Below are 19,519 nucleotides of genomic sequence, written 5' to 3' on the forward strand. Positions count from 1 at the left end.
CCCCGGTACTCGGAGCCGTCGGCGAGCATCGCGCCGTACGGCCCGACCGACGCCGCCACCCACAGCGGCCGGTCGATGCCACCTTGCTCGTTGTTCTGGTCAGTCCTCGGGCAGCTCCACAGGGGCGATCTCGTCGTACACGTCACCCGGGCCGGGGTTGGCCGGGTCGGTCTCGCCGCCGAAGTGGTGCATGACGCCCCAGACCGCGTTCAGCGCGGTCTGGATCGCGCCCTCGGCCCAGCCGGCCGTCCAGGAGATGTCGTCGCCGGCGAGGAAGATGCCCCGCTTGTCCTCGGGCAGCCGGTCCTGCATGAAGTGGGTGAACAGGCGCCGCTGGTAGCGGTAGTGGCCGGGCAGGTTGGCCTTGAACGCGCCCATGAAGTAGGGCTCGTTCTCCCAGGAGACCGTCACCGGGTTGCCGATGATGTGCTTCCTGATGTCGACCTTCGGGTAGATCTCGCCGAGCGACTTCAGCATGACCTCCATCCGCTCGTTCGCGGACAGCGGCAGCCACTTCAGGCTGTCGTCGCACCAGGTGTACGACAGGCAGATGACGGCGGGCTGGTCCGGGCCGTTGTCGAGGAGGTAGGTGCCGCGGGTCATGCGGTCGGTCAGCGTCATCGACATGACGTCCCGGCCGGTCTCCTCGTCCTTGTCCAGCCAGAACGGCCGGTCGACCGGGACGAAGAGCTTGGAGCTCTCCATGTAGTGGGTGCGCTCGATCGCCGTCCAGTGGTCGATCGGGAAGAGCGAGTCGTCGCAGGCGATCTTGGACAGCAGCATCCAGGACTGGGCGGTGAAGATCGCCGCCTTGTAGGTGCGGATGTCGCCGTTCGCGTCGGTCACCGTGATCTGGTTGCCCGCGGTGCGGTGCAGCCGGGTCACGGCCGGGCGCGGCTCGCCGTCGACGTGCAGGGACTTCAGCGAGGTGCCGTACGGCCAGTGGACGATCTTCTCCGGCGCGCGCTCCCACAGGCGCAGCGGCAGCTGCTGGGAGCCGCCGACGATGCCGCGGTGGTGGTCGTCGGCCTCGGTGTAGACGACGCGCAGGATCTCCAGGATGGAGTTCGGGAAGTCGGTGTCCCAGCCGCCGGTGCCGAAGCCGACCTGGCCGAAGATCTCGCGGTGCCGGAAGGACTTGAAGGCCTCGGAGTCGCAGAGGAAGCCGTAGAAGGTCTGGTTGTCGAGCTTCTCGACCAGCTTCGACCAGATCTCGCGGATGCGCGGGACGTCCCGCTCGCGCATGGCGCGGTTCATGTCGGAGAAGTCGGCGCCCTCGTCGAGGCACCTGTTCCAGGCGTCGGCGACGTCCCGGTACACCTGGGGCAGGTCGTCGACGGTCTCGGCGTAGTGCGACTCGCCCTTGAGGTCCACGACGGTCGAGGGGGTGGCCTCGGCCAGCGGGTTCGGGAACGGCCTGGTCTCCAGCCCCACCATGTCGATGTAGTGCTGCAGGGCGGTGGAGGACGGCGGGAAGCGCATCGCGCCCATCTCGGCCGTCAGCGTCTCGTCGCAGCCCTCGAAGCCGACCGTGCGCAGCCGGCCGCCGATCTGGTCCGCCTCGTAGACGACGGGCTTGAGGCCCATCTTCATCAGCTCGTAGGCGGCGACGATGCCGGACAGGCCGCCGCCGATGACCGCGACCTCGGTGCCGTGCTCGGTCGCGGGTATCTGACCGAGGCCCGCCGGGTGGGCGAGGAAGTCGTCGTAGGCGTAGGGGAAGTCCGGGCCGAACATGGTGATCGGCGGCTGCTGCTCGTCGGTGTGCTCGACGGCGTTGGGCACCGTGGACGTCATGGGGTACGGACTCCTTGCACGAGGTGAAACAGGGGGGAGGCTTTTTGCGGCGGCTCAGCCGAGCGACCCGTACAGACCGGGGCGGCGGTCCTGCAGGTACGGGTTGGCCTCGCGGGAGGCGGCCAGGAAGGCGGGGTCGGCGTCGGCGAGCACCAGCTGCTCGGCGCGGCCGGCCCGGGTGCGGGCGACGCCGTCGGGACCGGCGAGGACGGAGAGGCCGACGAACTCGAACTCCCCTTCCCGGCCGACCCGGTTGACGTACGCGACGTACATCTGGTTCTCCCAGGCACGCACCGGCACCAGGGCCTCGGCGACGAACTGGAAGGGGTGCATCTGCGCGGTCGGGACGACGAGGAGGTCGGTTCCGGCCAGGGCGTGGGCGCGGACGTTCTCCGGGAACTCCACGTCGTAGCAGATCATCAGGCCGACGGTGAGGCCGTTCAGCTCGGCCTGGACGACCGGCTGCTCGCCGGGCGCGAAGTGGTCGCGCTCGAAGCAGCCGAAGAGGTGGGTCTTGCGGTAGTTCGCGAGCCGGGTGCCGTCCGCGGAGATCAGCTGGGCGGAGTTGTAGACGGTCTCGCCGTCGCGCTCCGGGTAGCCGTAGACGATCGCCAGGCCGTGCCGGTGGGCCAGCTCGGCGATCGCGTCCGCGCTGTCGCCGTCGGCGGGCTCGGCGAGGCGGGCGATGTCGTCGCCGATCGCGTACCCGGTGAGGAACATCTCCGGTGCGGCGAGCAGCGCGGCACCCGCGGCGGCGGCACGGCCCGCGGCCTCGTCGAGGACCTTGAGGTTCTCGGCGATCGAGCCGGGGCGGCCGGAGCTCTGGAGGAGGGCGGTGCGCATGCGTGTTCCTCACCGGACGCAGGGGGTTAGGGGGTCATTAAGAAGGTACGGTCGGCGCGCTCGGCCGGACAAGAAGGAGCCGTTGCGCGCCTGTGCGCGGTTCGTTGCGTGGAATGCGGGTCGGACGGCGATTCGTTGCGCCCCCTCGGGGCCGCATCCCGTCCTCCCCGAGGCGCAGGTCACGGCCGGGGTTCCCCGCCGGACGGCGGAGGTGGGTTCCCGCCTGCGGAGCGATGTGTGCCCGTTCCGCCGCTCCCGCTGATCACCGCCGGCACGGCCGGGGCGGCACTGGCCTCGGGCGGCGCGGCGCACCCTCCCCGGCCGGCGGCGGAGCACGCACAGCGGGAGGCCGCCGCGCGGGTGACCGGCGGCGAGGTCGCTGCGGCTGGGCGGGGGTCGGCAGTCCCGCGGACACCGGGGACCTGCCGCCGTGCGTGTCCTCCGCGCGCTTCGAGAAAGTGAAGCAGGGCACGGGTGACTTCGGGGTCGTGCCCTGGCAGCCGAAGCTCTGGGTCCGGCTACTTGCCGGTGCCGACGGGGTCGACGGTGACGGCGGGGCCGCTGCCGTCCGAGACCGGCACGTTGATGCTGACGGGCAGGGTGCGCGAGTGGGTCTCGTTCGGCGGGGTGACGACGAGACCGGTGAAGGTCTCACCGCTGCCGCCGGAGGTGTTCGGCGGGTAGTGCAGGGTGAAGCGGGTCTCCTCGCCCGGCTTGACGCTGACCGCGACCGGGGCGACCGTGCTCCGCTCGGCGCTGACCGTGCCGTCCTTGCTCTTGAGGTCGGCGCCGGGGAAGCCCTTGAGGGTGCAGGTGGCGGAGCCGGTGTTCTTCAGGTTGACGACGAGGGTGCCCTCGGCCATGCCGCCGGAGGTGCTGAAGGCGAGGTGGGAGGTCGGGCAGGCACCGGAGGCGCCGCCCGCGGCCGTGCCGCCGCCGCTCGCGCCGGACCGGCCGGTGGCGGTGCCCTTGCCGGAGGTGCCGGTGGAGGCCGCACTGCCGTCGGAGGCCTGGGAGCCGGAGCCCTGGGAGGCGGAGCTCTGCGAGCTCGGGGCGGAGGAGTCGCCGGAGCCGGACGAGCTCTTGCCGCTGCCCTGGCAGGCGGTGAGCGACAGGCCTGCGACGGCGACGACGGCGAGCAGCGAGAGCTTGTGGACGCGCATGGTTCCCCTTCGGGGTATCGGTGACGTGCCACCCCCTGAGATCCCCCACCGCCGCTGATGCGTTCCGGTCGGCACCGCTCTCGCACACAGCCGTGACAAACCCTAGATCTCCCGCAGCCGCTCCACGATCTCCCGCAGCAGCCCCGGGTCGGCCGCCGGGCCGCCGGCCGGGTGGCGGCGGGGCGCGTCGATACGGACCAGGCCCGCCTCGGCCAGGTCACCGAGCAGCACCCGTAGGACGGTCAGGGGCAGGTCGGCGTCCGCGGCCAGCTCCACCACGGGACGCGGGCCGCGCCGCACCAGGTCGAGCAGGGCGGCACGGGCGTGATCGACGTCGGCTCCCGGCGCGTCGGCGTCCACCGCGGTGACCCGGGACATCAGGTCGATGGCGTGCGCGCCCGAGGGCCGGGTGCGGCCGTGGGTCACCGTGTAGGGGCGCACCATGGACCCGGTCTCGTCCTCGTACCAGTGCTCGTCGCTCACCGCGGGATCATCTGGGGCTGCGGGCGGCCGCGTCCAGGTGGCGGCCGAGGCGGCGGACGAGCAGGGCCATCTCGTGGGCGAGCTGGCCGACGTCGGTGCCGGCCTCGCTGAGGACGGCGAGCCGGCTGCCGTGCCCGGCCGGGGTGATGAAGAGGTAGGCGTCGTCGAGCATCACCATGGTCTGCCGCACCGCGCCCACGGCGAACCGCTCACCCGCCGAGCGGGCCAGGCCGTGGAAGCCGGAGCAGACTGCGGCCAGATGCTCGATGTCCCGCCGGCGCATCCCGTCCGAGCTGCTGAGCGGGAGGCCGTCGGCGGTCAGCAGCACGGCCTGGCGGACGTGCTCGGTGCGCGCCACGAGGTCGTCCAGCAGCCAGCCCAGGTCCGTACCGGGCGCTCCGGCGGGCGGGTCCTGCGGCTCCGGGGTCTGGTCGTCACCGTTCATGACCGGTGTCGGTCCCTTCGTCGGCGTGGCTGGTCAGGGGGGCGGGGGCGGCGTCGGTGGGGGCGGCGTGGTCGGGGGCGGGTGCGCATGCCTCGTCAGGAGCGGGTGCGCGTGCGTGGTCCGGCGCGGATGTGCGTGGGGGTGCGGGTGCGTGGGGGCTGGACGCGCTGTCTCCCGCGCCCCTGGGGAGCTGCCGTTCCGTCGGCTTCGCGGTTCCGGAGCTGCGGGCCGTCGGGTCGGTCGCCGGCAGGCCCTTTCGGCCGCGGTCGAGGCCGCGCTGGAAGGCGCCGAAGATCGCCCGCATCTCCTCGGCGTCGACCTCCCGCCCGGGTGCCGTCTCCGGCGGGGGCGTCGGGTCTTCCCGCAGCTCCCGGGCGAGGGAGGCCTGGCGGATCCGGGTGGGGAGGGCGGGGGCCTCCGGCTCGGGAGCCGACAGGTGTGCCGGTTCCCGCCCGGCAGGCGGCTCCGGGGCCATGGCACTCCCCTCGTCGCCGGAGGGCCGGGCCATGGGCCGCCTCCGCGTGGGCAGCCCACCCGCGCCGGAAGCGGAACCGGCCCGCTTCCCCGACGGCGACTCGGCCACACCCGCAGACGCCCCGAACCCGCCCCCCGAGGGCAAGTCCCCCGCATCCGGAGCGACTGGGGGCCGGCCCCTCGACGGCAGCTCCCGTACGGTGGCGAGGCCGTCGGCGCGGCCGTGCGCGGGCAGCGTGCGGCCGTCCGGGGCACCCGCCCCAGGCCGCGCGTCCTCCGCCTCTCCGGTCTGCCGTAGGCCACTCCGCCCCGCCGCAACGGGCTCGACGGGGTCGGTCGGCTCCGCCAGCACCGCCTGTGGCAGCAGGACCACCGCCGTCGTGCCGCCGTACGGCGAGTCCCCCAGGCTCACCTCGATGCCGTGGTGGGCGGCGAGGCGGCCGACGACGTAGAGGCCGAGGCGGTCGTGGCGGGTGGGGTCGAAGGCGTCGGGGTCGGTGAGGGTGGCGTGGGCGTGGGTGCGTGCCTCGGCGTCGAGGCCGAGGCCCCGGTCGTCGATCTCGATCACGAACCCGCTGCCGACCCGCCCGGTGCGCAGGGTGACCCGGGTGTGCGGCGGCGAGAACACCGTGGCGTTCTCCAGGAGTTCGGCGACGAGATGGACGACGTCGGCGACCGCGTCCGCCGCGACGCCGATCTCCGGCATCGGCGGCACGACCACGCGGGCGTAGTCCTCGATCTCGCCGACGGCCGAGGCGACGACGTCCGCGATCGGCACGGGCCGGCGCCAGCGGCGGCCGGGCGCGGCGCCGGAGAGGATGATCAGGCTCTCCGCGTGCCGGCGCATGCGCGTGGTCAGGTGGTCGATGCGGAACAGCTCGCGCAGGACGTCGGGGTCCTCGGTACGCCGTTCCAGGGTGTCGACGAGCTTCAACTGGCGGTGCACGAGTGCCTGGTTGCGGCGGGCGATGTTGAGCAGCACCGCGAACAGGCCGCGGCGCAGGGTCGCCTGTGTGACGGCCGCCTCGACGGCGGCGAGCCGCGCGGTGTTGAAGGACCGGCCGACCTGCCCGATCTCGTCGTCGCGCACCTCGTCGGCGGCCAGCGGCGGCGCCTCCGCCACCGCGTCGACCTCCTCGCCGGCACTCAGCTTCCGCATGACCTCGGGCAGCTGACGCTGAGTCAGGACGTCGGCCGCGTCCCGCAGGGTCTCCAGGCGCCGCGAGATGCGTCGCGCACCGCGCACCGCGAACCACAGAGACAGCGCCACGGCGGCGAGCCCCACCACGCCGACGACGGCCGACTTGGTCAGCTCCCGGTAGGCGAAGGCCCGCCCGCGTGCCGCGGAGTTCTCGGCGGACTGGGTGCACAGCTGCATGTACCGCTTCACGGCCCGGTCGGTGGTGGACCGCCAGGTGTCCGCCGCGACGGCCCGCCCGGCGCCCGCGGCCCCGGCCCGCAGCAGCGCGTCCTCGCCGCGCGCCAGCGAGCCGTACAGGTTCCCGCGCTGGAAGTCCTCGAACAGGGTGCGCGAGTCGGCGGGCAGGTCCGGCACGTACGTCCGCTGGAACACCCGCCGGTCCTCGATGGTCGCGGTCAGGGTGCCGTACTGCCCGTCCGTCAGCGTGCCGGCCGCCCGCGCCCCGGCGACCAGCGCGTCCTCCCGCGAGACGAACTCCCGTACCCGCACCAGCTCGATGACGACCTGCGCCTCGCGGGCGAGCTGTCCGGCCTGCAGGGAGGTGAGCGTGGACTGCACGTCGAAGCCGGGCTCGACCAGCGCGCTGTACTCGCCGACGGCCCGGTCCCAGCTGATGTGCCGGGACAGCACCTGCGAGCGCAGCCCGTCCAGTTGCCCGGTCGCCGCGTCCATGGCGTCCAGCGCCTGCCGCTGCCGGGCCGTGAGCCGGCTGCGGTCGCCGCCCCGGATCGCCTGCCGCATGGCGTCCACGGCCCGGTCGGTACGGCGCTGCTGTTCGAGCAGCTGAGAGGCCGTGGCCGTGTCGAGGCGGGCGCCCAGGTAGGCGGCGGACATCCGGCGCTCGATCTGGATCTGCCCGACCGCGGTGTCCACGGGGGTGCCGAAGTCCTCGTACACCCCCTGGAGCCGGATCAGCGCGCGCAGTTCGGCGGTGACGGACACCATCGCGAAGCTCCACAGCGCCATCAGCGCGACGGCCGGGGCGAGCGCGAGCGCCACGATCCGCGTGCGGACGGTGGTGGGACGGCCGAGGGGCCAGCGCATGGGTACCTGCCGGTGTTACCAGTCAGTAGCGGGCGATGAGCGCGGCACAACCTACGGGATGGTCACCCCGTACCGCAATGGTGACCTGGGGTAACCCGGAGTCACGTCCTGGTCAAGGAGAACGTGGTGACGACCGCCGCGTGGTCGGAGGGCCAGTCGTTGTCCGCGACGTCGGGCCAGGGCCGCGGGCTGCCGGTGACGAGTGTCCGCGCGTCCCGTACGGTCAGGCCCCGGTGCAGGACGTAGTCGATCCGGTCCTGCGGCTCGGGCCGTCCGCTGCCGTCCTCGTGCACCGGGTGGATCGGCGACCAGGTGTGGCCGGGCTCGGCGGCGGGGTCCGGGTGGGCCTCGCGGTAGGAGTCGGCGAAGCCCGCCTCCTCGGCGGCCCTCGTCACCGGCCAGGCCACGTCCGGCCAGTCCAGGTGGGAGGGGCAGTTGAAGTCGCCGACCAGGACGACCGGGACGCCCTCGCGCGAGGACTCGGCGATACGCGCCAGCGCGTCCCGCATCTGGGTCAGCCGCAGCTCCTCGTGGGCGATCAGCTCCCGCGCCGGCAGCCCGTCGAAGGCGGACTCGTAGGGACCGTACGGCGTGTAGTGCAGGTGCGCGGTCCAGACGTCCACCTCGCGGCCGGGGGCCACGGCGATCCGGACGCCCGCGGCGCCGTAGAAGCCGACGTCCGGGTCGCCGAAGCGGGCGGTGACGGGGTGGCGGCTGATGACACCGAGGTTCTCACCGGCCCGGTGGTGGTGCCAGCCGAGCGCCTCGGCCAGTTCCTGGGCAGCGGTTCCGCCCGTCTCCTGGAGTCCGACGACATCGGCGCCGCTCTCCAGGATGACCTTGAGCTGCTTGGCCCGGTGGTCGTCGACCTCGCTGCCACCCAGCCACAGGTTCCAGCTCATGACCCGCAGTTCGGGCGTCACCATGCGCCGCAGCTCCTCGACCGTGACCCCGCTGAGGCTGTCCCGTACGGTCCGGCCGGGCGCGGTGCCGATCGGTGCGAGGGACGGCACGGCGAGGACGGCACAGCCGGCGGCCTCGGCGGAGGCGACGCCGGTCTGGGTGTCCTCGACGGCCACGCAGGCGGCGGGGTCGACGCCGAGGGCCCGGCAGGCGGCCCGGTAGGGGTCGGGGGCCGGCTTGGTGCGGGCGGTGTCGTCGGCGGTGACGGAGGCCGCGAACCGGTCGGCGCCGAGGGCGTCGAGGACGAGGTCGGCGACCGCCCGCGGGGACGCGGTGACCAGGGCGGCGGGGACGCCGGCGGCGGCCAGCGCGTCCAGCAGGTCCAGCGCGCCGGGCCGGGGCACGATCCCGGTGCGGACGCGGTCGGCGAACTCGCGGTGCAGCTCGGCCGCGAGGTCCGCCGCCGGCCGGCCGGTCGCCGTACCGAGCCAGGCGGCGGTGTGCTCGACCGGGCGGCCGAGCACGTCGGGCTGGTCGGCCTCGGTCAGCGGGCGCCCGGCGATCTGCTCGACCGCCTCCCACCACAGCCGCTCGGTGTCGACGAGCGTGCCGTCCATGTCGAACAGAACGGCCTGCAGCGGGAGTTGATGGGTGTGGGGGGTCACGTTCGGGAAATTCCTCACTTCTGGATACGTTCGGCCACGAGCACCGGCCGCTCGGGCAGCGACACGCCGACGGCGGTTCCGGCGCCGAGCCCGGTGGCCTCGTGGGCGGGCAGGTCGGCCTTGACCTCGGTGCCGTCGGCGAGCCGTACGGTGACCCGGACGACCGCGCCGAGGAAGGCGGTGGCGACGATGCGGGCGGTGCCCTGCTCGTCCGGACGCACCTGTACGGCCTCGGGCCGCACCAGCACGTCCACCTCGCCGTCGGGCACCTCGCCGTCGGCCGGCAGCCGCTGCCCGAGCACCTCGGCCGTGCCGTCCTTCAGCTCGCCCGGGATCCGGCTCATGGTGCCGACGAACTCGGCGACGAAGGCGGTGGCGGGACGGCCGTACAACTCGGCCGGTTCGGCGCACTGTTCGAGGCGGCCGGCGCGCATGACGGCGACCCGGTCGGCGACCGAGAGCGCCTCTTCCTGGTCGTGCGTCACGAACAGGGTGGTGATGCCGAGCTCCTGCTGGAGCCGGCGGATCTCCTCGCGCAGGGTGAGCCGCACCTTGGCGTCCAGCGCGGACAGCGGCTCGTCGAGCAGGAGCACGCGCGGGCGCAGGGCCAGGGCGCGGGCCAGCGCGATGCGCTGCTGCTGGCCGCCGGAGAGCTGGTGCGGGTAGCGCTCGCCCTTGTCGGCGAGGCCGACCAGTTCCAGCAACTCCGCGGCCCGTGCGCGCCGTTCGGCCGTGCGGACGCCGCGCATGCGCAGTCCGAAGGCGACGTTGTCGACGGCGTTCAGGTGCGGGAAGAGGCTGTACGACTGGAAGACCATGCCGGCGTCCCGGCGGTGGGCCGGGACGTGCGTGACGTCCTCGCCGTCCACCAGTACGGCGCCGGAGTCGGGGTGTTCGAAACCGGCGAGCATGCGCAGCGCGGTGGTCTTGCCGCAGCCGGAGGGGCCGAGCAGGGCCAGGAACTCCCCCGGGCGGACGGTCAGGTCGAGCCCGTCGAGGGCGACGGTGGCCCCGAACTCCCGTCGCAGTGAGCGGAATTCGACAGTGGCGGCCTTTTCGGCAACGGCCTTCTCAAGCGTGGTGGCGGTCATGGTGTGTGTTCATCCCCGGGAGTTGGCGGTTCGGTTGCGTCCGCCGCCGGCACCGGCGAGCGCGAGGAGCAGGGCCCAGGTGACGAGCAGGCTGAGCACGGACACGGCGACGGACATCTGGGCCTGCTCGCCGCCGACGTTGTAGATCCACACGGCGAAGGGGGTGTAGCCGAGCAGATGGGAGACCGTGAACTCGCCGAGGACCAGGGCCAGGGTGAGGAAGGAGGCGTTCAGCAGGGCCCCGCGCAGATTGGGCAGGACGGCCCGGACGAGGGCCTTCGGCCAGGAGGCGCCACAGCTGCGGGCCGCCTCGACGAGGGTCCGCACGTCGATGGCGCGCAGGCCGGCGTCCAGGGCCCGGTAGACGAACGGCAGGGCCATCACGACGTAGGCGAGGACCAGCACGACGGGGAATCGGTCGTTCTGGATCACCACGAACGTCTCGAACAGCGGGGTCCGGGACAAATGCTCCGGCCCCCACTTGAGGACGGTGGCGATCCCGGCGACGAACGCGATGGGCGGCACCACCAGCGGCAGCGAGCACACCACCTCCACCACCGGCCGCAGCCGGGGCGAGCCGAGCCGGAGCGCGACCACGGCGGGCACCATCAGCAGCAGGACGACCGCGATGGTGGCGACCGCCAGCTCCAGCGAGAGCAGCAGGCTGGAGACGAAGCCGTCGGCGGAGAGGATCCTGGTGTAGGCGTCGAAGGTGAGGCCCTGGCCGGGCACGTCGACCGTGAAGATCGCGGAGGCGGCGAGCGGCACCAGGAAGTACAGGGCGGCGAGGCCGAGGACGACCCACCGCCAGAGGGTCAGGCGTCGAGCCATCGGGCACTCCGTCGCTGAAGGGGCAGGTACACGGCCATCACCAGGCCCGCCACCAGGACCATGTCGAGGCTGAGGGCGAGGGCGACGTTCTCCTGGCCGACCAGTACGTTGCCGGACAGGGCGTCGGCGATCTGCAGGGTGACCAGCGGGACCGCGCTGCCGACCATGGCGGCGGCGGTGGCGTAGGCGGCGAAGGCGCTGCCGAACAGCAGGACCAGGCCGCCGAGCAGCGAGGGCGCGAGCACGGGCAGGGCCACGTGCCGCCAGTACTGCGCACCGGTGGCGCCGTTGTTCAGGGCGGCCTCGCGCCACTGGGAGCGCAGGCCGTCCAGCGCCGGGGTGATGGTGAGGACCATGAGCGGGATGAGGAAGTACAGGTAGACCAGGATCAGGCCCCAGAAGCTGTAGAGGTCCCAGCCGGTGTCCTTCAGGCCCAGATGGACGGTGAGGACGCCCGCGTTGCCGAGGGTGGCGACGAAGGCGAAGGCCAGCGGGACACCGCCGAAGTTGGCGAGCACGCCGGAGGCGGTCAGCACGGCCTCGCGCAGCCAGCGGGAGCGAGAGCTGACCACGGCCTGGGCGAGCGGCAGCCCGAGCAGGGCGCCGAGCGCGGCGGAGATCGCGGACAGCTTGACGCTGCCGAGCAGGGCGGTGAGGAACGGGCCCTGCAGCGAGGCCGTCATGTTGGCGCCGGTGTAGTGGGTGGCGCCGGTGGTGGCGTCGTCGACCGAGAAGGCGCCGTTCACGATGGCGACGGCGGGCAGGCCGAAGGCGATGGCGACGAAGACCAGCAGCGGTACGACCGCCAGCCAGCCGGGGGCGCGGCGCCGCCGCTTCGCCGAAGCGACGGGCGCCACGTCCGCGCGCGGGAGAGCGGCGGTCATCCGGAGACGGCCTTACCCCAGCCCTGGGCGATGACCGTCTTGGCCTTGCTCTGCTGGTCCTCGGTCGGGAAGGAGGGCGTGCCGGTGACCTTCGGCAGCTGGGCGGCGGCCGTCTTGTCGAGGGTGCCGGCCTTGTCCATGGTGGCCATCAGGGCCGGGCGGGCGTAGCCCTGGAGCCACAGGTTCTGGCCCTCGGTGCTGTAGAGGTACTCCTGCCACAGGCGGGCGGCCGCGGGGTGCGGGGCGTCCTTGTTGATGGCCTGGGAGTAGTACTGGGCGTACTGGCCGTCGCTCGGGATGACGACCTTCCAGTCGAGGCCCTTGGACTTGAACTCCTTGGCGTAGCCGGCGTTCAGGTAGTCCCAGTCGATGGAGAGGGGCGTCTCGCCCTTCTCGACGGTGGCCGGGGTGGACTCGACGGGCGTGTAGTTGCCGCTTTTCTTCAGCTTGGCGAAGAAGTCCAGGCCGGGCTGGATGCTGTCGAAGGAGCCGCCGTTCGCGAGGGCCGCCGCGTAGACGCCGCCGAAGGCGGAGCCGGACTTGGTGGGGTTGCCGTTGAGGGCGACCTGGCCCTTGTACTCGGGCTTGAGCAGGTCCTTGAAGCTGGTCGGGCACTCCTTGACGCGCTTGTCGTCGCAGCCGATGGAGATGTAGCCGCCGTAGTCGTTGTACCAGCGGGCCTGCGGGTCCTTCTGCGCCTCGGGGATGTCGGCGTAGGAGGCCACCTTGTAGGGCGCGAGCAGGCCCTGCTGGGCGGCGCTCAGGGCGAAGGAGGAGCCGAGGTCGAGGACGTCGGGGGCGCGGTCCTGGCCCTTGCGGGTGGTGACGGCGTTGATCTCGTCCTGGCTGGTGCCGTCGGGGCTCTCGTCCTGGATCTTGATGCCGTACTTCTTCTGGAAGCCGTCGATGATCGCGCCGTAGTTGGCCCAGTCGCGGGGCACCGCGATGATGTGCAGCGTGCCTTCCTTCTTGGCCGCCTTGACCAGGGCGTCCATGCCGCCGAAGTCGGCCGCGGAGGTGGCGGTGGCGGCGTTCTTGCCGTCCTTGGTGGTGGTCGACGCCTTGTCGGGGGCGGCGCCGCAGGCACTGAGCGCGAGCGCGGCGACGACGGCGAGGGAGCCGCCGAGGACGGCGTTTCTCGGCAGGGACACGGTCACGGTCTCTCCAGGGGGACGCATGAGGGTTGCGGAGAACTTGTCTGAACAAGTTGCGTCACAGTACGCCCGCTCGCGGTGTCCTGTCTGTAAACGGGAGCGAAACTTTGGCCCCTGGTTGGCTGCACAATCCAGACCGTTTCAGATCACGCTCAGGTCTCGATTAGGCTGGTCACGCTGTGCACAGTGACCCGAGCAGAGGGGAAGCATGACGGCGCGACACGAGGAGATCGCCGACGAGCTGCGGCGCGCGATCGACCGCGAGGAGTACACGGTCGGCAGCCGGCTGCCCTCGGAGTCGGAGCTCGCCGGGACATACGGCGTCTCGCGCGGCACGGTCCGCCAGGCCGTCGCGGCCCTGACCGCCGAGGGGCTCATCGGCTCCCGTCAGGGCGCCCGGCGCGTCGTGCTCGCCAGCCGCCGCAGCCAGAGCTTCGAGGAACTGCGCAGCTTCGCCCAGTGGGCCCGCGCGATGGGCCGCGAGGCCACGGGCAAGGTGGTGTCCCAGGAGTACCGCCCGGCGACGCACGAGGACGCCGTACGTCTCCAACTGCCCCTCGGCACACCGGTGTTGCACGTGCTGCGGGTGCGCGGCCTGGACGGCGAGCCGGTGCTGCTGGAGCGGACCGTGTACGCCGACTGGATATCCCCTGCGGTCGAGTCGATCGAGCCGGACTGTCCCTCGGTCACGCAACGGCTGTACGACACCACGGGGTTGGTCTTCGCCTACGGCGAGCACATCATCGACGCCGTCGCGGCGGGCGCGCAGGACGCCGAGCTGCTGGGTGTCCGCCGTACGAGTCCGCTGCTGCGGGTGCGGCGGGTGACGACGACCCGCGAAGGGCGCCCGGTGGAGTGGTCGGACGACCGGTACCGCTCGGACGCGGTGAGCTTCAGTGTGCACAATTCCATCGGGAACAACGCCCTGGCCCGCAAGACCGCGGACTGAGGCCGGTGCGAAGGGGGAGCACATGACCTACGTCCGGACCGTGCCGCTGCCGTACGTGGACACGCACACGACCGTCGTCCCGGCGGGTGCGGACGTCGTCTGGCGGATGATCGGCGAGGTCATGGGCCGCTCCTTCGCGGGACGCGGCGGGGCCGCCTACACCCGGCTGGTCGGTGTCGCCGACCGGACCGCGTCCGGTCCGCGGCCGCTGTCCGTGGGCTCCACCGTCCGCGGTTTCCGCGTGACGGCGGCGGACCCGGAGCGGGAACTGACTCTCACCGGACGCCACCGCTTCTCGGCGTACACCCTGACCTTCCGCCTGACACCGGAAAGCCCGGGCCGCACGCGCGTGAGCGCGGAGACCCGGGCCGTGTTCCCCGGCCCGGCCGGGAGGCTGTACCGCTTGCTGGTGATCGGCACCGGCGCCCACGCGGCGGTGATGCGCCGCATGCTGCGGGCGGTCGGCGCCCCGTAGGGGCGCGGGGAACTGCGCGACAAGCCATGGACCACCCGCACCCGGCATACGACATTGCGCCCCGGGCCGTGATCCGCCCTATCCCGGCGCCCCGGAAGAGAACCGTCGCAGCAACGGGGACAGCACCAGCACCGACTTGGTCCGCTCCACGAACGGCTCCCCCGCGATCCGCTCCAGCACTCGCTCGAAGTGCCGCATGTCGGAGGCGAACACCTGGGCGATCGCGTCCGCGTCACCGGTGACGGTCGACGCGGCCACGACCTCCTGATAGCGCTCCAGACCGCGCTGGATGGTGTCCGGCGAGGTGTTGGGCCGGCAGTAGATCTCGATGTACCCCTCGGTCTCCCAGCCGAGCGCCGCCGGATCCACCCGCACGGTGAACCCGGTGATCGCTCCGGTGGCGCGCAGCCGGTCCACGCGCCGCTTCACCGCGGGCGCGGACAGGCCGACCATCTGCCCGATGTCCGCGTAGGAGCGGCGGGCGTCCTCGGCGAGGGCGTGCACGATGCGTTCGTCGAGCTCGTTCAGCACAGGGGGTGGTTCACTTCTTCGGTTCGGTCACTTCTCTGCCGTCACCGCGAGGTCGTCACCGGTCGCGAGACGGGAACGGCGGTAGCCGTACACGAAGTAGAACACGAGCCCGACGGCCATCCAGACACCGAACACGATCCAGGTGACGGCCGACAGGCTGCCCATCATCCACACGCAGAACGCGAAGCCCAGCGCGGGCAGCACCGGCGACAGCGGCACCCGGAAGGTGCGGTGCATCGCCGGGCGGGTCCGGCGCAGCACCACGACGGCCACGTTGACCAGAGCGAAGGCGAACAGCGTGCCGATGCTGGTGGCGTCCGCGAGCTGGCCGAGCGGGATCGCGGCGGCGAGGACACCGCAGAACACCGACACGATGACCGTGTTGGCGCGCGGGGCGCCGGTCTTCGGGTGGACCCTGGCGAAGATCTTGGGCACCAGGCCGTCGCGGGACATGGCGAACAGGATGCGGGTCTGGCCGTAGAGCACGGTCAGGACGACACTCGCGATGGCGATGACCGCGCAGAACGCCAGCAGGGTGCCCCAGAAGCTCTGCCCGGTGACGTCCGTCATGATCTGCGCGAGCGCGGCCTCGGAGTCCTTGAACTTCCGCCACGGCCAGGCACCCACGGCCACGGCCGCGACGAGGACGTACAGCGCGGTCACGATGACCAGGGACAGCATGATCGCGCGGGGCAGGTCGCGCTGGGCGTCCTTGGCCTCCTCACCGGCGGTGGAGGCGGCGTCGAAGCCGATGTACGAGAAGAACAGCGTGGCACCGGCCGCGCTGACGCCCGCCATGCCGAGCGGCATGAAGTGGGAGTAGTTGCCGGACTTGAAGCCCATGAAGCCGATGGCGCAGAAGAGGATCAGCGCGGCGATCTTCACGGACACCATGACGGTGTTGGCCCGCGCGGACTCCTTGGCGCCGCCGAGCAGGAACACCATGCCGAGCAGGACGACGATCAGGGCGGGCAGGTTGAAGACACCGCCCTGGCCGGGCGGGGCCGACAGGACCGTGGGGATGGTCACGCCGATGGTGCCGTCCAGCAGCTCGTTCAGGTACTCGCCCCAGCCGACGGCCACGGCGGCCACCGAGACGCCGTACTCCAGGAGCAGGCACCAGCCGCAGACCCAGGCGATCAGTTCGCCCATCGTTGCGTATGCGTACGAGTACGAGGAGCCGGAGACCGGGATGGTGCCCGCCAGCTCGGCGTAGGACAGGGCGGAGAACAGCGCGGTGAGGCCGGCGATCACGAAGGACAGGGTGACCGCCGGGCCCGCCTTGGGGACGGCCTCGCCGAGGACGACGAAGATGCCGGTGCCGAGGGTGGCACCGATGCTGATCATGGTCAGCTGCCACAGGCCCAGGGAGCGCCGAAGCGAGCCCCCCTCGCCCTGGCCGCCCTCCGCGACCAGCCGTTCCACGGGCTTGCGCCGCATGAGGCGCGCGGCGAGGCCCTGGGTTGCGGGGGCGGTCGCTGTGCGGTCGTGCGGGGGTGCGCCTTGGTCGAGCACGCGCTGGCTCCTTAATCCTGCCGGTCATTGCGTCCGGGGAGCGGCGGAGCCCCGCGAGGGCAGGAACCCACCGAGCGGGGTCCCCGCCACGCCACGTACAGACGAGCACCCTATGAGGCGGGCCTTCACGGGCGTAATGCAGCAACCTTGCGCGTCCCCGGATGATCATTGCGTTGATCGCACCGGAATGACAAATCGTTGTGCGTGGGCTGCCGACCGTTGCGCAGCGCCCCTCATATGCGGCTTTGCCCCTACAAGTGAGTACCGGCCTTCCGGACCCGCGGAGGCGAAGCCTCCGGATATGCCGACGGCCCCCGCCCTCCCTGCGCGGGAAGGACGGGGGCCGTAGGGAAAGGTTTCGCCGGTCAGTTCCAGCTGGCGTGCAGCGGCTTGCCCTCGGCGTAGCCCGCGGCGCTCTGGATGCCGACGACGGCCTTCTCGGCGAACTCCTCCAGGGAGGCGGCACCGGCGTAGGTGCAGGAGGAGCGGACGCCCGCGATGATCGAGTCGATCAGGTCCTCGACGCCCGGGCGGGCCGGGTCGAGGAACATGCGGGAGGTCGAGATGCCCTCCTCGAACAGCCCCTTGCGGGCGCGGTCGTAGGCGGACTCCTCGGACGTGCGGTTGGCCACCGCACGCGCGGAGGCCATGCCGAAGGACTCCTTGTAGGCACGCCCGTTGGCGTCGTGCTGGAGGTCGCCCGGGGACTCGTAGGTCCCGGCGAACCAGGAGCCGATCATCACGTTGGACGCGCCGGCCGCGAGGGCCATGGCCACGTCGCGCGGGTGACGGACACCGCCGTCGGCCCACACGTGCTTGCCGTACTTCTTCGCCTCGGCGGCACACTCCAGGACGGCCGAGAACTGCGGCCGGCCCACGCCGGTCATCATGCGGGTGGTGCACATGGCGCCCGGGCCCACACCGACCTTGATGATGTCCGCGCCGGCGTCGATCAGGTCCTTCACGCCCTCGGCGGAGACGATGTTGCCCGCGACGATCGGCACCTGCGGGTCGAGGGCGCGCACCAGCTTGATGGCGCTGATCATCGACTCCTGGTGGCCGTGCGCGGTGTCGATGACGAGCGTGTCCACGCCCGCGTCGAGCAGCTGCTTCGCCTTGCCCGCCACATCGCCGTTGATGCCGACTGCGGCGGCGATCCGCAGCTTGCCGTGCGCGTCGACGGCCGGCGTGTACAGGGTGGCGCGCAGGGCGCCCTTGCGGGTCAGGATGCCGGCCAGCTTGCCGTCCCTGTCGACGGCCGGGGCGTAGCGGCGGTTGGCCGCGTCCAGCCGGTTGAAGGCCTCGCGGGGGTCGATGTCCGCGTCGAGGAGCAGCAGGTCCTTGGACATGACCACTTCGAGCTGGGTGAAGCGGTCGACGCCGGTGAGGTCCGCGTCGGTGACGACGCCGACGGGCCGCTGCTCCTCGTCCACGACCACACCGGCGTTGTGCGCGCGCTTGGGCAGCAGCGCCAGCGCGTCGGCGACGGTCTGGTGCGGGGCCAGCACGATCGGCGTGTCGAGCACCAGGTGGCGGCTCTTCACCCAGGAGATGACGTCGGTGACGACGTCGATCGGGATGTCCTGCGGGATGACCACCAGACCGCCGCGGCGGGCCATCGTCTCGGCCATGCGGCGGCCGGCGATGGCGGTCATGTTGGCCACGACGAGCGGGATGGTGGTGCCCGTGCCGTCCGGCGCGGCGAGGTCCACGCCCTGACGCGAGCCCACCGCGGAGCGGCTCGGCACCATGAACACGTCGTCGTACGTCAGGTCGTACGCGGGCTGGATGTCATTGAGGAAACGCACGTGCTGCACATCCCAGTCGATCAGAGGTGACCCCCCGACGGGTGCGCCAGGGGGAAAGAGCACGTACTTCATTGTCCCATGTCGACGCAGCTGTCATGCCCCCACGGAACATCCAGGGTGAGCGCCGATCACCTAGGAGGATCCTCCAAGGGCGAGGGCGACGGACAGGGCGGGCGTGTGGTCCGCGGCCTCGGCGAACACCTCCTGCGCGATCCGCCACTCCTCCGGGCAGGCCTCGGCGTACGGCCGCCAGTTCCGCACGACGATCAGCAGCCCCCTCTCGACCGCCTCCTCGGGCCACACGGTGTGGTCACCGAGGGAGTCGGCCAGGGCGTCCCAGTTACGGCCGAACCAGCCGGGCAGCGCCAGGGCACGTGCGGCACGGTCCATGAGACCGGCCTTCTCCGTGACCCCGTCGAGGTCCAGCGTGACCACGACCTCTGTCATCTCAGCACCGCCCGGAACGAGTTGTAGTGATCATCGGTGTAGTAGATCTCCCCGCCCTGACCCGTGACGATGCGCCGGGCCCCGCGATCGTTCGAGCCGGGCGTCCTGACCGTGTACTCGTGGTAGTAGCCGCGCTGGTGCCTCGGCAGCTGCCCCTCGAAGTTCCCGAAGACGACGCCGTCCTTGGCGTACGGGAACGGTCCGCCCTTGTCGATCAGCGCGAGCGTCCTGCGCGCCTCGGCCGGCAACTGGGACTCCCGGACGGTGCCCATGCCGTGCGCCCACGCCGGGCCGGACACACGCGTCCCGCCGCCGGAACCGGGACCCGAGCTCGCCCCGGACGCACATCCCGCCGACAGAACGGCGACGACGAAGGCCAGCAGCCCCACCAGAGCGCGAACCGCCGTGCGGGACCGCCCGCGGGCCGACGTGCGGGACTTGCGTGGCGTGCGGGACGGCGCCGCGGGCCCTCCGGGCGTGCCGTCGGGCGTCGGCACGGGCTCCCCGGCCGTCTGGGGCACCGTCGATGACCGTGGCGTGTGGGACAGCGTTGAAGGCCGTCTGCGCGTGCGGGGCGGCGTCGGGGACGGTCCGGCGGTGTGGGGCGGCGTCGACGGCGGTCCGGCCGACCGGGACCGTGTCAGGGGCCCTCTGCGCATGTGGGGGACGAACCGCGGCGACATGCCGACGATGCTGCCACGGCCATCCCGCTCCGACGCTGCCGCGACCCGCCGCGGCACGCCCGGACGCGGCACGCGACGCCACGCCACGCCACGCCACGAGCAGCCGGTGCTCGCTCGTTCCGCACGAGAGGCG

At 72.3% G+C, this 19,519-nt stretch carries 19 protein-coding genes; 3 read left to right on the forward strand and 16 right to left on the reverse strand.

Annotated elements, in window-relative coordinates; translation table 11 throughout:
- Positions 1-99: 99 nt before the first annotated feature.
- From ABT288_RS19905 to ABT288_RS19960, 11 genes are all read right to left on the reverse strand, one after another.
- Positions 100-1,797: a flavin monoamine oxidase family protein gene (locus ABT288_RS19905; RefSeq protein ID WP_351609263.1), complete on the reverse strand. Its 1,698-nt coding sequence runs from the start codon at positions 1,795-1,797 to the stop codon at positions 100-102.
- Between the two features lie 54 nt (positions 1,798-1,851).
- On the reverse strand, positions 1,852-2,640 hold the full coding sequence (locus ABT288_RS19910) for a carbon-nitrogen hydrolase family protein (RefSeq protein WP_351609266.1): 789 nt from the start codon (positions 2,638-2,640) through the stop codon (positions 1,852-1,854).
- A gap of 518 nt (positions 2,641-3,158) precedes the next feature.
- Positions 3,159-3,803, reverse strand: coding sequence for a DUF4232 domain-containing protein (locus ABT288_RS19920; protein WP_351609268.1), 645 nt, complete (start codon positions 3,801-3,803; stop codon positions 3,159-3,161).
- Positions 3,804-3,905: 102 nt separating this feature from the next.
- Positions 3,906-4,286, reverse strand: a complete 381-nt coding sequence (locus tag ABT288_RS19925) for a DUF742 domain-containing protein (protein WP_450862819.1) — start codon at positions 4,284-4,286, stop codon at positions 3,906-3,908.
- A 7-nt stretch (positions 4,287-4,293) separates the two neighbouring features.
- Positions 4,294-4,731, reverse strand: a complete 438-nt coding sequence (locus tag ABT288_RS19930) for a roadblock/LC7 domain-containing protein (RefSeq protein ID WP_351609271.1) — start codon at positions 4,729-4,731, stop codon at positions 4,294-4,296.
- On the reverse strand, positions 4,721-7,450 hold the full coding sequence (locus ABT288_RS19935; protein WP_351609274.1) for a nitrate- and nitrite sensing domain-containing protein: 2,730 nt from the start codon (positions 7,448-7,450) through the stop codon (positions 4,721-4,723). The genes ABT288_RS19930 and ABT288_RS19935 overlap by 11 nt, the downstream gene beginning before the upstream one ends.
- Positions 7,451-7,551: 101 nt before the next feature.
- Entirely contained in the window at positions 7,552-9,018 is a 1,467-nt protein-coding gene (locus ABT288_RS19940; protein ID WP_351609276.1) for an HAD-IA family hydrolase, read from the reverse strand.
- A 14-nt stretch (positions 9,019-9,032) separates the two neighbouring features.
- The gene (locus tag ABT288_RS19945) at positions 9,033-10,109 is read right to left on the reverse strand and encodes an ABC transporter ATP-binding protein (RefSeq protein ID WP_351609279.1); all 1,077 of its coding nucleotides are present in this window, start codon (positions 10,107-10,109) and stop codon (positions 9,033-9,035) included.
- 9 nt (positions 10,110-10,118) lie between these two features.
- The gene (locus ABT288_RS19950) at positions 10,119-10,940 is read right to left on the reverse strand and encodes an ABC transporter permease (protein ID WP_351609282.1); all 822 of its coding nucleotides are present in this window, start codon (positions 10,938-10,940) and stop codon (positions 10,119-10,121) included.
- Complete coding sequence (locus ABT288_RS19955; RefSeq protein ID WP_351609285.1) at positions 10,925-11,824, reverse strand: ABC transporter permease; 900 nt, start codon at positions 11,822-11,824, stop codon at positions 10,925-10,927. Before ABT288_RS19955 ends, ABT288_RS19950 begins: the two co-directional genes overlap by 16 nt.
- Positions 11,821-12,981 (reverse strand): ABC transporter substrate-binding protein, encoded by a 1,161-nt coding sequence (locus tag ABT288_RS19960; protein WP_351609288.1) that lies wholly within the window; start codon positions 12,979-12,981, stop codon positions 11,821-11,823. The genes ABT288_RS19955 and ABT288_RS19960 overlap by 4 nt, the downstream gene beginning before the upstream one ends.
- Positions 12,982-13,186: 205 nt before the next feature.
- Between ABT288_RS19960 and ABT288_RS19965 the strand changes: the two genes are divergently transcribed.
- Both ABT288_RS19965 and ABT288_RS19970 read left to right on the forward strand, forming a co-directional pair.
- Positions 13,187-13,927: a GntR family transcriptional regulator gene (locus tag ABT288_RS19965; RefSeq protein WP_351609291.1), complete on the forward strand. Its 741-nt coding sequence runs from the start codon at positions 13,187-13,189 to the stop codon at positions 13,925-13,927.
- Positions 13,928-13,949: 22 nt separating this feature from the next.
- Entirely contained in the window at positions 13,950-14,402 is a 453-nt protein-coding gene (locus tag ABT288_RS19970) for a hypothetical protein (protein WP_351609294.1), read from the forward strand.
- 78 nt (positions 14,403-14,480) lie between these two features.
- Here ABT288_RS19970 and ABT288_RS19975 read toward each other — a convergent pair whose 3' ends face one another.
- From ABT288_RS19975 to ABT288_RS19995, 5 genes are all read right to left on the reverse strand, one after another.
- Positions 14,481-14,933: an Lrp/AsnC family transcriptional regulator gene (locus ABT288_RS19975; RefSeq protein WP_351609297.1), complete on the reverse strand. Its 453-nt coding sequence runs from the start codon at positions 14,931-14,933 to the stop codon at positions 14,481-14,483.
- 27 nt (positions 14,934-14,960) lie between these two features.
- Positions 14,961-16,448, reverse strand: a complete 1,488-nt coding sequence (locus ABT288_RS19980) for an amino acid permease (RefSeq protein ID WP_351609299.1) — start codon at positions 16,446-16,448, stop codon at positions 14,961-14,963.
- Positions 16,449-16,813: 365 nt separating this feature from the next.
- Positions 16,814-18,256, reverse strand: coding sequence for a GuaB1 family IMP dehydrogenase-related protein (locus ABT288_RS19985; RefSeq protein ID WP_351609300.1), 1,443 nt, complete (start codon positions 18,254-18,256; stop codon positions 16,814-16,816).
- Between the two features lie 132 nt (positions 18,257-18,388).
- Complete coding sequence (locus ABT288_RS19990; protein ID WP_351609303.1) at positions 18,389-18,703, reverse strand: barstar family protein; 315 nt, start codon at positions 18,701-18,703, stop codon at positions 18,389-18,391.
- Positions 18,700-19,095: a guanyl-specific ribonuclease gene (locus tag ABT288_RS19995; RefSeq protein WP_351609314.1), complete on the reverse strand. Its 396-nt coding sequence runs from the start codon at positions 19,093-19,095 to the stop codon at positions 18,700-18,702. The genes ABT288_RS19990 and ABT288_RS19995 overlap by 4 nt, the downstream gene beginning before the upstream one ends.
- Before the next feature lie 85 nt (positions 19,096-19,180).
- Between ABT288_RS19995 and ABT288_RS20000 the strand changes: the two genes are divergently transcribed.
- Positions 19,181-19,519: hypothetical protein (locus tag ABT288_RS20000; RefSeq protein WP_351609317.1), on the forward strand; the 339-nt coding region annotated here is incomplete at its 3' end.

The sequence above is a fragment of the Streptomyces sp. NPDC001093 genome, assembly GCF_040298985.1.
Lineage (GTDB): Bacteria > Actinomycetota > Actinomycetes > Streptomycetales > Streptomycetaceae > Streptomyces.

Coding starts and splice junctions, on each gene's coding strand:
- ABT288_RS19905 (WP_351609263.1), bottom strand. CDS start 1,797: ATGACGTCCACGGTGCCCAACGCCGTCGAGCACACCGACGAGCAGCAG.
- ABT288_RS19910 (WP_351609266.1), bottom strand. CDS start 2,640: ATGCGCACCGCCCTCCTCCAGAGCTCCGGCCGCCCCGGCTCGATCGCC.
- ABT288_RS19920 (WP_351609268.1), bottom strand. CDS start 3,803: ATGCGCGTCCACAAGCTCTCGCTGCTCGCCGTCGTCGCCGTCGCAGGC.
- ABT288_RS19930 (WP_351609271.1), bottom strand. CDS start 4,731: ATGAACGGTGACGACCAGACCCCGGAGCCGCAGGACCCGCCCGCCGGA.
- ABT288_RS19935 (WP_351609274.1), bottom strand. CDS start 7,450: ATGCGCTGGCCCCTCGGCCGTCCCACCACCGTCCGCACGCGGATCGTG.
- ABT288_RS19945 (WP_351609279.1), bottom strand. CDS start 10,109: ATGACCGCCACCACGCTTGAGAAGGCCGTTGCCGAAAAGGCCGCCACT.
- ABT288_RS19950 (WP_351609282.1), bottom strand. CDS start 10,940: ATGGCTCGACGCCTGACCCTCTGGCGGTGGGTCGTCCTCGGCCTCGCC.
- ABT288_RS19955 (WP_351609285.1), bottom strand. CDS start 11,824: ATGACCGCCGCTCTCCCGCGCGCGGACGTGGCGCCCGTCGCTTCGGCG.
- ABT288_RS19965 (WP_351609291.1), top strand. CDS start 13,187: ATGACGGCGCGACACGAGGAGATCGCCGACGAGCTGCGGCGCGCGATC.
- ABT288_RS19970 (WP_351609294.1), top strand. CDS start 13,950: ATGACCTACGTCCGGACCGTGCCGCTGCCGTACGTGGACACGCACACG.
- ABT288_RS19990 (WP_351609303.1), bottom strand. CDS start 18,703: ATGACAGAGGTCGTGGTCACGCTGGACCTCGACGGGGTCACGGAGAAG.